17 protein-coding genes are annotated in these 12,470 nt (G+C 69.0%); 3 read left to right on the top strand and 14 right to left on the bottom strand.

Translation table 11 applies throughout. From position 1 onward, the window contains the following. Window positions 1-20: 20 nt before the first annotated feature. From AB0N59_RS10995 to AB0N59_RS10955, 9 genes are all read right to left on the bottom strand, one after another. A complete protein-coding gene (locus AB0N59_RS10995) occupies window positions 21-905 on the bottom strand; it encodes a tyrosine recombinase XerC (protein WP_363482840.1) in 885 nt (294 codons plus the stop codon). Window positions 906-978: 73 nt separating this feature from the next. Beyond that, the gene (gene dprA, locus AB0N59_RS10990) at window positions 979-2,157 is read right to left on the bottom strand and encodes a DNA-processing protein DprA (RefSeq protein ID WP_363482837.1); all 1,179 of its coding nucleotides are present in this window, start codon (window positions 2,155-2,157) and stop codon (window positions 979-981) included. Continuing rightward, on the bottom strand, window positions 2,154-3,683 hold the full coding sequence (locus AB0N59_RS10985) for a YifB family Mg chelatase-like AAA ATPase (RefSeq protein ID WP_363482834.1): 1,530 nt from the start codon (window positions 3,681-3,683) through the stop codon (window positions 2,154-2,156). The genes dprA and AB0N59_RS10985 overlap by 4 nt, the downstream gene beginning before the upstream one ends. Continuing rightward, complete coding sequence (locus AB0N59_RS10980; RefSeq protein WP_363482831.1) at window positions 3,680-4,042, bottom strand: YraN family protein; 363 nt, start codon at window positions 4,040-4,042, stop codon at window positions 3,680-3,682. The genes AB0N59_RS10985 and AB0N59_RS10980 overlap by 4 nt, the downstream gene beginning before the upstream one ends. A 92-nt stretch (window positions 4,043-4,134) precedes the next feature. Continuing rightward, window positions 4,135-4,461 carry a DUF2469 family protein gene (locus AB0N59_RS10975; RefSeq protein ID WP_071644723.1) on the bottom strand — a complete coding sequence of 109 codons (327 nt, stop codon included), beginning with the start codon at window positions 4,459-4,461 and terminating at the stop codon, window positions 4,135-4,137. A gap of 43 nt (window positions 4,462-4,504) precedes the next feature. Continuing rightward, on the bottom strand, window positions 4,505-5,164 hold the full coding sequence (locus AB0N59_RS10970) for a ribonuclease HII (protein ID WP_363482828.1): 660 nt from the start codon (window positions 5,162-5,164) through the stop codon (window positions 4,505-4,507). Further along, entirely contained in the window at window positions 5,161-5,892 is a 732-nt protein-coding gene (gene lepB, locus AB0N59_RS10965) for a signal peptidase I (RefSeq protein ID WP_363482825.1), read from the bottom strand. The genes AB0N59_RS10970 and lepB overlap by 4 nt, the downstream gene beginning before the upstream one ends. Before the next feature lie 119 nt (window positions 5,893-6,011). Next, window positions 6,012-6,359 carry a 50S ribosomal protein L19 gene (gene rplS / locus AB0N59_RS10960; protein ID WP_071644740.1) on the bottom strand — a complete coding sequence of 116 codons (348 nt, stop codon included), beginning with the start codon at window positions 6,357-6,359 and terminating at the stop codon, window positions 6,012-6,014. A gap of 175 nt (window positions 6,360-6,534) precedes the next feature. Beyond that, entirely contained in the window at window positions 6,535-7,029 is a 495-nt protein-coding gene (locus AB0N59_RS10955; protein WP_363482822.1) for an MFS transporter permease, read from the bottom strand. Between the two features lie 103 nt (window positions 7,030-7,132). Between AB0N59_RS10955 and map the strand changes: the two genes are divergently transcribed. After that, a complete protein-coding gene (gene map / locus AB0N59_RS10950; RefSeq protein WP_363482819.1) occupies window positions 7,133-7,915 on the top strand; it encodes a type I methionyl aminopeptidase in 783 nt (260 codons plus the stop codon). A 27-nt stretch (window positions 7,916-7,942) separates the two neighbouring features. On the opposite strand, the gene AB0N59_RS10945 is transcribed toward map, so the two are convergent. Continuing rightward, window positions 7,943-8,338 (bottom strand): hypothetical protein, encoded by a 396-nt coding sequence (locus AB0N59_RS10945; RefSeq protein ID WP_363482816.1) that lies wholly within the window; start codon window positions 8,336-8,338, stop codon window positions 7,943-7,945. Between the two features lie 94 nt (window positions 8,339-8,432). Between AB0N59_RS10945 and AB0N59_RS10940 the strand changes: the two genes are divergently transcribed. Beyond that, a complete protein-coding gene (locus AB0N59_RS10940; RefSeq protein WP_363482813.1) occupies window positions 8,433-9,155 on the top strand; it encodes a DedA family protein in 723 nt (240 codons plus the stop codon). A gap of 18 nt (window positions 9,156-9,173) precedes the next feature. Here AB0N59_RS10940 and trmD read toward each other — a convergent pair whose 3' ends face one another. The 4 genes from trmD to rpsP are packed head-to-tail and all read right to left on the bottom strand — an operon-like array spanning window position 9,174 to window position 11,104. Continuing rightward, the gene (trmD, locus tag AB0N59_RS10935) at window positions 9,174-9,866 is read right to left on the bottom strand and encodes a tRNA (guanosine(37)-N1)-methyltransferase TrmD (RefSeq protein ID WP_363482810.1); all 693 of its coding nucleotides are present in this window, start codon (window positions 9,864-9,866) and stop codon (window positions 9,174-9,176) included. Window positions 9,867-9,882: 16 nt separating this feature from the next. Beyond that, window positions 9,883-10,446 carry a ribosome maturation factor RimM gene (rimM, locus tag AB0N59_RS10930; RefSeq protein ID WP_363482807.1) on the bottom strand — a complete coding sequence of 188 codons (564 nt, stop codon included), beginning with the start codon at window positions 10,444-10,446 and terminating at the stop codon, window positions 9,883-9,885. A 1-nt stretch (window position 10,447) separates the two neighbouring features. Then, window positions 10,448-10,678: an RNA-binding protein gene (locus AB0N59_RS10925; RefSeq protein WP_204973548.1), complete on the bottom strand. Its 231-nt coding sequence runs from the start codon at window positions 10,676-10,678 to the stop codon at window positions 10,448-10,450. A 6-nt stretch (window positions 10,679-10,684) separates the two neighbouring features. After that, complete coding sequence (rpsP, locus tag AB0N59_RS10920) at window positions 10,685-11,104, bottom strand: 30S ribosomal protein S16 (protein WP_363482804.1); 420 nt, start codon at window positions 11,102-11,104, stop codon at window positions 10,685-10,687. Between the two features lie 209 nt (window positions 11,105-11,313). On the opposite strand from rpsP, the gene AB0N59_RS10915 reads away from it, so the two are divergent. Beyond that, the gene (locus tag AB0N59_RS10915; RefSeq protein ID WP_363482802.1) at window positions 11,314-12,462 is read left to right on the top strand and encodes a glutamate--cysteine ligase; all 1,149 of its coding nucleotides are present in this window, start codon (window positions 11,314-11,316) and stop codon (window positions 12,460-12,462) included. Window positions 12,463-12,470: the final 8 nt, after the last annotated feature.

Below are 12,470 nucleotides of genomic sequence, written 5' to 3'. Positions count from 1 at the left end.
GGCCGATCCATCGGCGGCCGTCAGGCGCGCGGATGCGCGAGGCGGTAGCCGTCCAGCAGGCGCTCGGCCGATACGTGGGTGTAGATCTGGGTCGTGCCGAGGCTCGCGTGCCCGAGGATCTCCTGGACCGCACGCAGATCCGCGCCGCCGTCGAGCAGATGGGTGGCGGCGGAGTGCCGCAGCGCGTGAGGCCCTATGTGCTCCGCGCCGACGATCGGACTGAGCACGCGCGCGACCAGCGCGTAGACGGCGCGCGGCCCCATGCGCGCACCTCGAGCGCCGACGAACAGGGCGGGCGTCGCACGCTCGGCCCGCGTGCGCAGGGCGGGACGCCCTCGTGTGATGTAGGCGCCCACCGCCTCAGCGGCCGGTGCGCCGAAGGGCACGACCCGCTCCCTCGAGCCTTTGCCCAGCACACGCGCGGTGCGCCGGTGCAGGTCTACGTCGTCCACGTCGATGCCGCACAGCTCCGAGACGCGGACACCGGTGCCGTAGAGCAGTTCGAGGATCGCGTGGTCGCGAAGCGCGATGGGATCGCCGCCTGCTGCAGCTGTCGCCTGCTCGTCGAGCAGCTCGCGCATGCCGTCTCTCGAGGCGACCACAGGGAGCGTCTTCGCACGCTTCGGGGTGACGAGGCGCAGGCTCGGGTCGACGGCGATCAGCTCACTCTCGTGCGCCCAGCCGAAGAAGGAACGTGCGGCAGCGGCGCGTCTGGCCATGGTCGACCGCGCATCGCCACGCTGGGTGGCCCGCCAGAGCCATTCGCGCAGCGTTTCGAGGTCGATGTCACGCAGATCGATTTCTCCCGTCACCGCTGCAAGGTCAGCGAGGTCCGAGCGGTACGCGCGGACGGTGGCCGGAGACAGTCGCCGCACCTGCTCCAGGTACGACGTGAAGGACGTCACCGCGCTCTCGTACCGCACAACACCAGCATGCCGCTCACCTGGTCGCGCGCCCGGTGCCGCGCCGGGGCAGCCGTCACTCGCGGCGCACCCACCCGTGGTCGCGCTGCGCGACGACGCCATCGAGCGCCATCAGCCCGAGCAGGGAGCGAGTCCGCTCGACGGAGAGGCCGCTGCGACGCGCGATGTCAGCGGGCTCGAGTGGGGTGCGCATGCTCATCGCATCCAGCATGCGCGTGCGATCGTGGTCGGGCGGCGGGGATGCCGCACAAGAGGCATCCCTCTCTCCCCACAGCTCTCGCACGTCCTGCGCGCTGGTGACGCACACCGCATCGAACTCGCGCAGCAGTCGGTGACAGCCTGCCGACGCCGCCGACGTGACGGGCCCTGGCACCGCGCCGAGAGGCCGCCCCAGCGATGACGCGTGACCGGCCGTGTTGAGCGCGCCGCTGCGCCAGCCCGCCTCGACGACGACCGTGGCCAGGCTTGCGGCCGCGATGAGCCTGTTCCTCGCGAGGAACCTCCACTTGGTCGGTGCCGAGCCACAGGGCACCTCGCTGAGAACGACGCCTGACTGCCGGATCCGGTCGAAGAGCGGCTGATGACCTATGGGGTATGCCCGATCCACTCCACCGGCGAGGTAGGCGGCCGTCGTCCCGCCGGCGCCGAGCGCGGCGCGGTGCGCTGCGCCGTCGATGCCGTAGGCGCCCCCAGACACGACGAGGGCACCCCCTGTGGCGAGGTCGCCTGCGATATCGGCCGCGATCCCCTCGCCATACGATGTGGCGGCTCGTGCCCCGACGATCGCTGCGGCCGTCGAAGCTCGCAGCACGTCGGCATCGCCGCGGGCCCACAGAAGCACCGGCTGATGTGCATCGAGGTCGCTCAGGCCGGCCGGCCACAGCTCGTCGCCCGGCAGCAGGAGTCGGGCTCCGACGTTGCGCGCCGCGAGCAGGGCATCGCGCACTGCCCGTGGATGGGCACGGGGCCGCCACCGAGCCAAGGCCTCGTTGAGCGCGCGGGCTGGCACCACCCCGGGCTGCCCGAGACTGAGCTCGCCGAACGCCGTCCGCAGCGCCTCGGCCGCGCCGAGAGCCTGGATGAGCGCGCCGGCCACTCCGTCGCCCGGCTCCACCAGCACCGACCATGCCGCACGAGCGGCGACCTCGTCGGCGTCGAGGTCCGGCCTCGTCAGCCGAGCCGCCGCCAGGAGCTCCGGGTCGTCGACGAGTTCACACCGGAAGGAGCCGATCATGGCAGCAGTCCTTTCTTGAGGAAGAGCGCGTGTCCGAGCTGATCGCCGCCGGGCGACGACAGCCCTGCCAGGTCGCTGAGCGTCCATGCGATGCGCAGCACCCGGTCATAGGCGCGCAGAGTGACGCCGCCGCGTTCCAGAGCACGGTCGAGAGGCCCACGCACGGACGAGGGCAGACGCAGCGGCCCCTGCCGCAGGCGCTCCCCTGGCACCTCGGCATTGAGCCGCCAAGGGGTTCCCCGCCAGCGCTCGGCGGCGACCGCCCTCGCCAGGGTCACCCGCTCCCGGGCATCTGCGGTCGATACTCCTGAGCGCTCGTCGGAGGTCGCGCGGGCCGCAGCCACACGAGCCACCTGAAGGTCGATGTCGACCCGGTCGCGAAGCGGCCCCGACAGCCGACCTGCGTACCGACGGATGGTCATCGGCGGACACATGCACTCTGCGCCGCGCACCCCGTAGTTGCCGCACGGGCAGGGATTCATTGCGAGGATCAGCTGGAATCGTGCGGGGAACGCCGTCGCGAATCCGGTGCGGGTGATCTCGATCCGGCCGCTCTCCAACGGCTGACGCAGCGCATCGAGCGCGGCACGCTGGAACTCCGGCGTCTCGTCGAGGAAGAGGACCCCGCGATGCGCACGAACGATGGCCCCCGGGCGGGGGCTGCGTGAACCGCCGCCGACCAGCGCAGCCGCCGATGCGGTGTGGTGCGGCGCCTCGAACGGCGGCAGGGAGTCGAGGCGGGTGACGGCCTCGCCGGCGAGCGATCGGATCGCGGCCACCTCGAGCGCCTCGCCCTCGGTGAGCGGCGGCAGTATCCCGGGCAGTCGACGCGCGAGCATCGTCTTCCCTGCTCCGGGCGGTCCGCTCAGCATCATGTGGTGACCGCCCGCCGCGGCCGTGATCAGGGCGTCGACAGCCTCGTCCTGGCCGATCACATCGCCGAGGTCGAGCATCTCATCGACCGGTGCAGTGAGCGCCGCCGTCTGGACGGGGTCGGTGTCGGGCACCTCGATGTCGGCACCGTGTGCGACTGCGACCTCGGCGAGAGACGCCGCTGCATGCACCTCGACCCCGGGCACGAGCCGAGCCTCAGCCGCGTTCGCGTACGGCACGATCACCCGGGTGAACCCGGCTCGCGCCGCCGCGTACACCGCCGGCAGCACTCCCGGCACAGGCCTCAGGCGACCGTCGAGCCCGAGCTCGCCGACATGCACGGTGGAGCGCACCGATTCCCGGCGCAGTGCTCCGGTGGTGGCGAGTGTCGCGACCGCGATGCTCAGATCGAACCCGCTGCCGGCCTTCGGCAGGTTGGCTGGCGACAGATTCACCGTGAGGTGTCGCCGTGGGAACTCCAGTCCTGCGTTCACACAGGCGTTGCGAACGCGCTGTGCAGCCTCTCCCAGCGCTTTGTCCGGCAGGCCGATGATCTGGAAGCCAGGCGTCTGGCTGCTCAGATCGGCCTCGACCTCGACCATGTGGCCGTCGACGCCGGTCAGTGCCACCGCCCAGGTGCGCGCGGTGCTCATCGCAGATCCTCGAGGTGCTCGAGCCGCGCGTCCGCCGGTTCGGCGCCCGTCAGACCGATCACCTCGAGGCGCAGGGGCCGGCCTCGGGAGATGTCCGGGTGCGCCTCCGCCCAGGCGAAGGCGAGCCGCCAGAGACGGCGGCGCTTGCGGTCGTCGACCGCCTCGAAAGGGTGGCCGAAGCGCTCCGACCGGCGCGTCTTGACCTCGATCACGCAGAGCAGCTCGCCGCGCGCCGCGACGATGTCGATCTCACCCTGTGCACAACGCCAGTTGCGCTCGAGGATCTCGTAGCCGCGCGCCCGCAGGTGCTGCGCCGCGCGGTCTTCGCCCGCCCGCCCGAATTCGTCTTTCGCTGCCATGACGACAGCCTGGCGTCCCCCGCCGACGGGACCGGTGCGTATTCACACCGCTTGGGGACAACCCGCTTCTGGCCCCGAAATGGGGACAGAAGTCACTTGCCGTCGAGCGACAGCTCTTCCGGCAGCTCGAACTCGCGCCGCTGGAGCTCTTCGACGTTGACGTCCTTGAAGGTCAGCACGCGCACGGCCTTGACGAAGCGATCCGCACGGTAGATGTCCCACACCCATACGTCGGTCATGGAGATCTCGAAGTAGAAGTCGTGCTCGGTGTCACGACGCACCACGTTCACCTCATTGGCGAGATAGAACCGCCGCTCGGTCTCGACGACGTACTGGAACTGTCCGACGACGTCGCGGTACTCGCGGAAAAGCGCGAGTTCGAGCTCGCGGTCGTAGTCGTCGAAGGCATCCTCATCCATGATGACTCCATCCTATGAGCACCTGAGGCCGAAAGCGGATTCGTCAGAACAGGGTCGGCGCGTCTGCGATCGCCCACGATGCCCGGTGCAGCGGCGAGAGCCCGCGTTCGCGGATCGCCTGGCGATGCTCGAGGCTGGCGTAGCCCTTGTTGCGGTCCCATTGATAGTCCGGGTGCTCGGGATGCAGCTCCGCCATGTGCGAGTCACGCGCGACCTTCGCGATGACCGATGCCGCCGACACCGAGGCGCAGTCGCGATCGCCCTTGATGACGGTGCGGACGGTGAGCGGCACGGGATGCACGCGAGAGACGTAGTCGTGATTGCCGTCGAGGATCACCAGGGTCCGCTCGAGGCTCGCGCCGGCGTCGACCACCGTCTGCAGAGCACGCGACGCGGCGAGCCCGAGGGCGCGGATGATGCCCACTTCGTCGATCTCGGCGGCAGTCGACCAGCCCACCCCCGACAGCGGAACCCAGCTGCTCGCTCGCTCGGCCATAGCCGGCCGACGCTTCTCGGTGATCATCTTCGAGTCGCGAAGACCCTCAGGCACCCGTCGACGCGAGCCTGCGGCATCCATCACGGCCGCGCCGACCGCCACGGGCCCGGCCAGCGCTCCCCTGCCGACCTCGTCGAGCGCGATGATCAGGTCGAACTCCTTGAGCAGCCGGCGCTCCAGTGCGAGCGTCGGGGCGACCACGGTCATTCCGGGTCGGGCACGGCGCGGAACACGTCGTCGTGCGTGTCGATCGGCCCGAATCTGTCAAGGGGCCAGGTGGTGAGGAAGGCGCGCCCCACGACGTTCTCGAGCGGCACGAAGCCACCGCCCGGCAGATCCTGATGCGCACGGGAGTCCTGCGAGCGGTCTCGATTGTCGCCCATGACCCAGATGCGGTCATCAGGCACCGTGACGTCGAACTCCGCGTTCGACGCCGCCGTGTCGCCCTCGGGCAGATTGAGGTAGCCCAGCTCATTGATCGGCGAGCCGTTCACGGTGGTCTGACCTAGGGCGTTGCAGCACACGACGTGATCGCCGGGCATGCCGATCACCCGCTTGACGAGGTGGTCCTGGGCGTCGGTCGTCGAGATCCCCACGAAGGTGAGCGCCCAGTCGACGGCTTCGACCAGCGGAGGACGAGCCGGAGTCTGCGGTGCCGACGGCAGCCAGCCGCCCGGGTCCTTGAACACCACGACGTCACCCCGGTCATAGCCGCTCCACCGCGGAGTCAGCTCGTCGACGAGAATGCGATCGTTGACGAGCAGCGTGCGCTCCATCGATCCGGAGGGGATGTAGAACGAGCGGACCACGAAGGTCTTGACGACGAACGACACGAGCGCCGCGATGAGGATGATGACCAGCACATCCCGCAGGAAGACCAGTGCGCCTCGCCTCCGCTGTGGTGGCTGGACGGCCGCGGGGGCATCGGATGTCATGTGGGTCCTCTTCATCGACTCACCGCGCACGCGCGGCTCTACAAGGGTCGCACACCCGCGACCGAACGACAGAACCCCGGGACGAGTGTCCCGGGGTTCTGGTGCAAGGATGCGACGAATCAGTTGTCGCGCTTCTCCTTGATCTTGGCCTTCTTGCCGCGCAGGTTGCGCAGGTAGTACAGCTTCGCGCGACGCACGTCACCGCGGGTGACGACCTCGATGTGGTCGATCACCGGCGAGTGCACCGGGAAGGTGCGCTCGACGCCCACCTGGAAGCTGATCTTGCGGACCGTGAAGGTCTCGCGCACGCCATCGCCCTGACGGCCGATGACGACGCCCTGGAACACCTGGATGCGCGAGCGGGTGCCCTCGGTGATGTTCACGTGCACCTTGACGGTGTCGCCGGGGTGGAAGACAGGAATGTCGGAACGGAGCGAAGCCGCGTCGACGGCGTCGAGGATCTGCATGATCGTCTCTCTCTGCACTCGCCACAGGTCGGATGCATGAATCAAAGGGGTGAGAACGGGTGTGTGCCGAGCGGCGCGCGAGGCGTCCGCGGGTTCCCCTGAGGCAGAACCGGGTCACGGCACAAACAGCTATTCTGCCATGAACGGCGGCCACGCGCCAATCCGAGCGAGCGCTTCAGAGGTCTCGCGAACGGGACTCCTCGATCACGATGACATCCGGCTCGCCGGCGGCGCGCTCGGCATGCTGCGACGGCGTGAGGGTCGACCACACGATGGTCTCGCGCAGTCGAGCTCCTGCCCCGCGGGCCTCGTTCCAGAGCTGCCAGAGCTGCAGCCAGAGCAGGGCGACAGCCGTGACGATCGCAGCGGTGAGAAGCCAGGGGAAGGCTCCGTCGATGAAGCATCCGACGAGGATCGTCAGCACGTGCCACACGCCGAAACCAGCGACGTCCAACCACGACACAGCACGCTCTGCGCGCACCGACGGACGCGATCGGGTCAGGAGCGTCAGCACGAGCTGGGTGACGAGAACCCCGGGGATCGCCATGAGCAGCACCCAGAGCAGGCCCCAGCCGTTGCGCCCGAATATCGCCCAGCCCACCAGCATCCATGCCGGAAGGACGAGGGATGCCGGCAGCAGCCAGCGGAAGAAGAGCTGTCGCAACACCATGCTCCGATGCTACGTCGCAGTCCGGTGGAGCGGGTGGCTGTTCGCTGAGGGCATCGACGGGGGCGGGCATCGGGGAGAATGGATGCCGACGAGAGGAATCCCCATGATCGAACTGCGCACCCCCGCCGAGATCGACGAGATGCGCGCCGCCGGCCGCTTCGTCGCCGAGACCCTGGCGACCCTGCGCGACGAGACGAAGGTCGGGACGAACCTGCTCTCCATCGACGCGCGGGCCCACGACCTGATCCGCCGCGCCGGCGCAGAGTCGTGCTACATCGACTATGCGCCCTCCTTCGGCCGAGGCCCCTTCGGCAAGGTCATCTGCACGTCGGTGAACGACGCGGTGCTGCACGGTCTGCCCCACGACTATGCGCTCCGCGACGGCGATCTGGTGTCGCTCGACTTCGCGGTGTCGGTCGACGGCTGGGTGGCGGACTCCGCCGTGTCGTTCGTGGTCGGAACGCCTCGCGACGAGGATCTGCGCCTGATCGACACGACCGAGCGCGCGCTCGACGCCGCCATCGCCGCAGCAGTCGTCGGCAACCGCATCGGCGACATCTCGGCATCCATCGCCGCCGTCGCGCATGGTGAGGGCTACTCGATCAACACCGACTTCGGCGGGCACGGCGTCGGGCGCATCATGCACGGCGACCCGCATGTGCCGAACGACGGGCGCGCCGGGCGCGGCTTCCCGCTGCGCGAGGGCCTGGTGTTCGCCCTCGAGCCGTGGTTCCTCGCCACCACCGACGAGCTGGTGACGGATGACGACGGCTGGACGCTGCGCAGCGCTGACGGATCGCGCGGATCCCACTCGGAGCACACGGTCGCGGTCACCAAGGACGGCCCCATCGTGCTCACCGACCGCAGCTTCCTCGGCGTCGACTGATCGCGCGAGCCGCGCGACCGGACCGCGTCAGGCGGCGGTGACGAGCGACCCGGCGCCCAGAGCGATCAGCAGGCTGAGCACGGTGAGCACGACGGTCGTCGGGGTCATGACCAGCCGTTCGGGCTTCGAACGCGAGACGGCGTTCAGGACGATGCCGAGAGCGAAGTATCCGAACACGATCCACATCGCCACGACGGCGGCGCCCTGTGGCAGCACCTGGAGCGCACCGAGTCGAGTGAAGGCGATCACGACGATCACCGTGTAGATCAGCACGGCGACCAGACTGCCGATGCGCAGTCTCGTCGGCAGCACCACGTGAGATCCTCCCCAGGCCAGCCGGCCCCATGGCGCCCCGGCGGCGAGGGCGATCTGGAGCGCCGCGACCAGGGCGAGGATCACGGTGAGGGCGAACGCGTAGGGCACGCCGTCAGTATGACAGCTCCCAGAACTCTCGCATCCGCCGCTCGTAGACTCGCCTGCGACACTCACCCGACGATCCCGAGGGACCTGCCACGTGATGACGAGCACCACAGCCGACGGCTCCTGGCTCTCAGCCCTCATCGAAGCGGTGATCGGGCTGATGGACGTCATCGGTCCGGTGGGCGCGGGACTCGCCATCGCACTGGAGAACCTCTTCCCACCGCTGCCGAGCGAGGCGATCCTGCCGATGGCAGGGATCGCGGCGCATGACGGAGCATTCGGGCTCTGGGAAGCCGTCGCGTGGACCACGCTGGGATCATTGGCGGGTGCACTCGCGCTCTACGGCCTTGGCGCCTGGCTGGGTCTCGAGCGCCTGCGGCGCATCGCGGATCGCCTGCCGCTCATCGCGGTCTCGGATGTGGATCGCGCGGTCGCCTGGTTCCACCGCCATGGCGGCAAGGCCGTCTTCTTCGGACGTTTCATCCCGATCTTCCGCAGCCTGATCTCGATCCCCGCCGGCGTCGCCCGCATGCCGCTGTGGCGTTTCAGCGCCCTCACCACCGCGGGCAGTCTGATCTGGAACACCGCGTTCATCCTGTGCGGATGGTTCCTCGGCTCGGGCTGGCACGTCGTCGAACAGTATGTCGACGTGGTGCAGAAGATCGTCATCGTCGTCGTCGCGGTGGTCGTCGTCGTGATGGTCATCCTGCGCATCCGGTCGCTGCGCGCCGGACGCTCAGGCGTCGGCGGCGACGATCGTCGACATCAGCAGAGCGCTGACACGGATGCACCCAGCATCCCGAGCTCAGCCCGTCGCTGAGCGACCCGAGCGGACGGCTCAGTCCGAGAGGAGGTCGGGCCGGCGCAGTCGAGTGCGTTCGAGCTGCTGTTCGTGACGCCAGTTCGCGATCGCGCCGTGATTGCCGCTGAGCAGCACAGGCGGCACCTCGCGGTCACGCCAGACGGAGGGCTTGGTGTACGACGGGTATTCGAGCAGGCCGTCCTCGTGCGACTCCTCGACCAGGCTCTCGGGGTTGCCGACCACGCCGGGAATCAGGCGCCCGATGGCCTCGGTCATGGCCATCACCGCGACCTCTCCCCCGTTCAGCACATAGTCGCCCAGGCTGATCAGACGCACCTCGCCGAGGTCGGCGGCGTACTCGAAGACGCGCTCGTCGATGCCCTCGTAGCGGCCGCAGCCGAAGATGAGGTGGTCCCGCGTGGCGAGGTCGCGGGCGGTCGCCTGCGTGAAGACCTCGCCAGCCGGCGAGGGGAAGATGATCGTCGGACGAGCGGATGCCTCGGCCGGCGCCAGCTGATCGAGTGCGAGCCCCCAGGGCTCGGGCTTCATCACCATCCCGGCGCCACCGCCGTACGGCGTGTCGTCGACCGTGCGATGGCGGTCGTGCGTCCAGTCGCGAAGGTCGTGGACGTTCAGGTCGAGGATTCCGGAGTCACGCGCCTTTCCCAGGAGCGACAGCGCAAGACCGTCGAAGTACGACGGGAAGATCGATACGACGTCGATTCTCATCGGCCGGCGCAGTCGATCACTCGGACGGGGCGTCGTCGGGGCTGTCCGCAGCGGGCAGCTCCTCGAAGAGCCCGGGCGGCGGTGTGACCACGATGCGGCCGGCGGCGATGTCGACGCTCGGCACGATCGCCTCGACGAAGGGCACCATCACGTCGCCGGTGTCGGTCTTGACGATCAGCAGATCCTGCGCGGGCAGGTGCTCGACCCGCGCGACCCGTCCGACGACCCTGTTGTCGCGGACGACATCGAGTCCGACCAGCTGGTGCGCGTACCAGGCGTCGTCTTCGGTCTCGTCGTCCTCGTCCATCCACAGGATGGCTCGCACGAGCGACTCCGCAGCGGTGCGGTCGTCGACACCGTCGAGGAAGACGACGGAGTTGCCGTTCATCACGCGGTACTCGCGGATGGTGACGGTCTTGCCGTGCCAGCTGGATGCCTCGGGCACCTGCAGCGTGAACTCGGCGCCGGGGACGAAGCGACGCTCCGGATTGTCGGTGTACAGCTCGAGCTTCAACGCGCCCTTGAGACCGTGCGCCTTGAGCAGACGGCCGACGCGGAGCTGGTTCTTCTCGGCTGCCACGTCAGTCGTCCGCGACGTCGACGCGGACGCGGCGTCCGTCGGCGAGGGCGGAGACGAGCGTGCGCAGCGCTTTGGCGGTGCGACCGCCGCGCCCGATCACGCGACCACGGTCATCCGGGTGCACATGCACCTCGAGAAGGTCACCACGGGGCGACGCGGATGCGGTGATGCGGACATCGTCAGGGTGATCGACGATCCCCTTGACGACGTGTTCGAGCGCGGCGGCGAGCACAGCGGATTACTCTGCGTCGGCGGCGGCGTCTGCCGCGTCCTCGGCGGGAGCCTCGGCAGGAGCCTCGGCCTTCTTCTCAGCCTTCGGCTTGATGACCGACTTCTTGGCCGCGTCGACCTCGAAGGGAGCCTTGGGCTCTGCGACCTGGACGGTGGACTTCGCGTCCTTGTCGCCCTTGAACTTGCCCCAGTCGCCGGTGAGCTTCAGCAGTGCGGCGACCTGCTCGGTCGGCTGCGCGCCGACGGAGAGCCAGTACTGCGCACGCTCGGAGTCGACCTCGATGAACGAGGGGTTCTCGGTGGGGTGGTACTTGCCGATCTCCTCGATCACGCGACCGTCGCGCTTGGTGCGCGAGTCGGCGACGACGATGCGGTAGTACGGTGCACGGATCTTGCCCATGCGCTTGAGACGGATCTTGACAGCCACGATTCTCCTGAATGGTGTGGAAAGAAAGATGAACCGGTCGCCTGGAGAGTGGGGTGCACATCCGGCGGAAGCTCTGTAAGGGGTGACGGATGCTGGATAGAGGGTCGAGCAGCCGTCCGACCCTCTATTCTGCCAGATCGGGCGACAGTCCGCGAAACGACACGACATGGAGTGCGCGACGCGGCGAAGGTGCGTGTCAGACTGTGCGCGTGCCGATCGAATTCGCCTCCTCCGCCCGCTCGACCGTCGGGCTGGAGTGGGAGATCATGCTCGCCGATCCCGTCACGGGAGATCTGGTCGGGCGTGCGCCCGAGCTGCTGACCCGCCTCGAGCAGCAGAGCGCCCCGGAGCGTCACACCGTGACCGGAGAGCTGCTGACCAACACCATCGAGGTCACCAGCGGAGTGGGGGCGACCGTCGCGGACGCCGCCGACGACATCGCCGCGGCGATCGCCGCGGTCCGCCGCTCCACCGACCCCGCCGGCATCGAGCTGCTCTCGGCCGGCAGCCATCCGTTCGCCCAGTGGTTCGATCAGCGCGTGACCGACAAGAACCGGTATCACAAGCTCATCGAGCGAACGCAGTGGTGGGGTCGCAACATGATGATCTGGGGCATCCACGTGCATGTCGGAGTCGACGACCGCGCGAAGGTGCTGCCGATCATGGGAGCGCTGTCCTCGTTCCTCCCTCATCTGCAGGCGCTGTCGGCGTCGAGTCCGTACTGGGCGGGTGAGCGCACCGGCTACGCATCGAACCGCGCCCTCGTCTTCCAGCAGCTCCCGACTGCCGGATTGCCGTGGTCGATCTCCACCTGGCGTGAGTTCGAGGACTTCGTCGACGACATGACGCGCACCGGAGTGATGGACGACCCGTCGGAGATCCGCTGGGACATCCGACCCGCCCCGAAGTGGGGCACGATCGAGGTCCGCGCATGCGACGGCATGTCGACGCTCGCGGAGCTGGCCTCGGTGGCCGCGCTCACGCAGACGCTGGTGGAGCACTTCTCGCGGGAGCTCGACGAGGGAAGGCAGCTGCCGACGCTGCAGCCGTGGTTCCACCGCGAGAACAAGTGGCGCGCGGCCCGCTACGGGCTGGACGCCAGAGTGATCGTCGATCGCGCCGGGTCGCAGGTGCCGGTGCGAGAGCATCTGACCGCGGTGGTCGAGGACCTCGCCCCCATCGCCGCCGACCTTCGCTGCTCCCACGAGCTCCGGGGCGTGCTCACGATCATCGAGCAGGGCGCGAGCTACTCCCGTCAGCTGGAGGCTGCGGATGCGGCCCGCGGCGACCTGCGTCAGGTCGTGCAGCATCTGATCCGGGAGTTCCGCGGCGGACCCGAGCGCTCGGTGCGCGACTGACCGCACCC

This window comes from Microbacterium sp. NPDC089321 (genome assembly GCF_040684935.1).
Classification (GTDB): Bacteria; Actinomycetota; Actinomycetes; order Actinomycetales; family Microbacteriaceae; genus Microbacterium.
The sequence above is the reverse complement of the archived record's forward strand: the minus strand, read 5'-3'. Positions and strand labels throughout refer to the sequence as shown.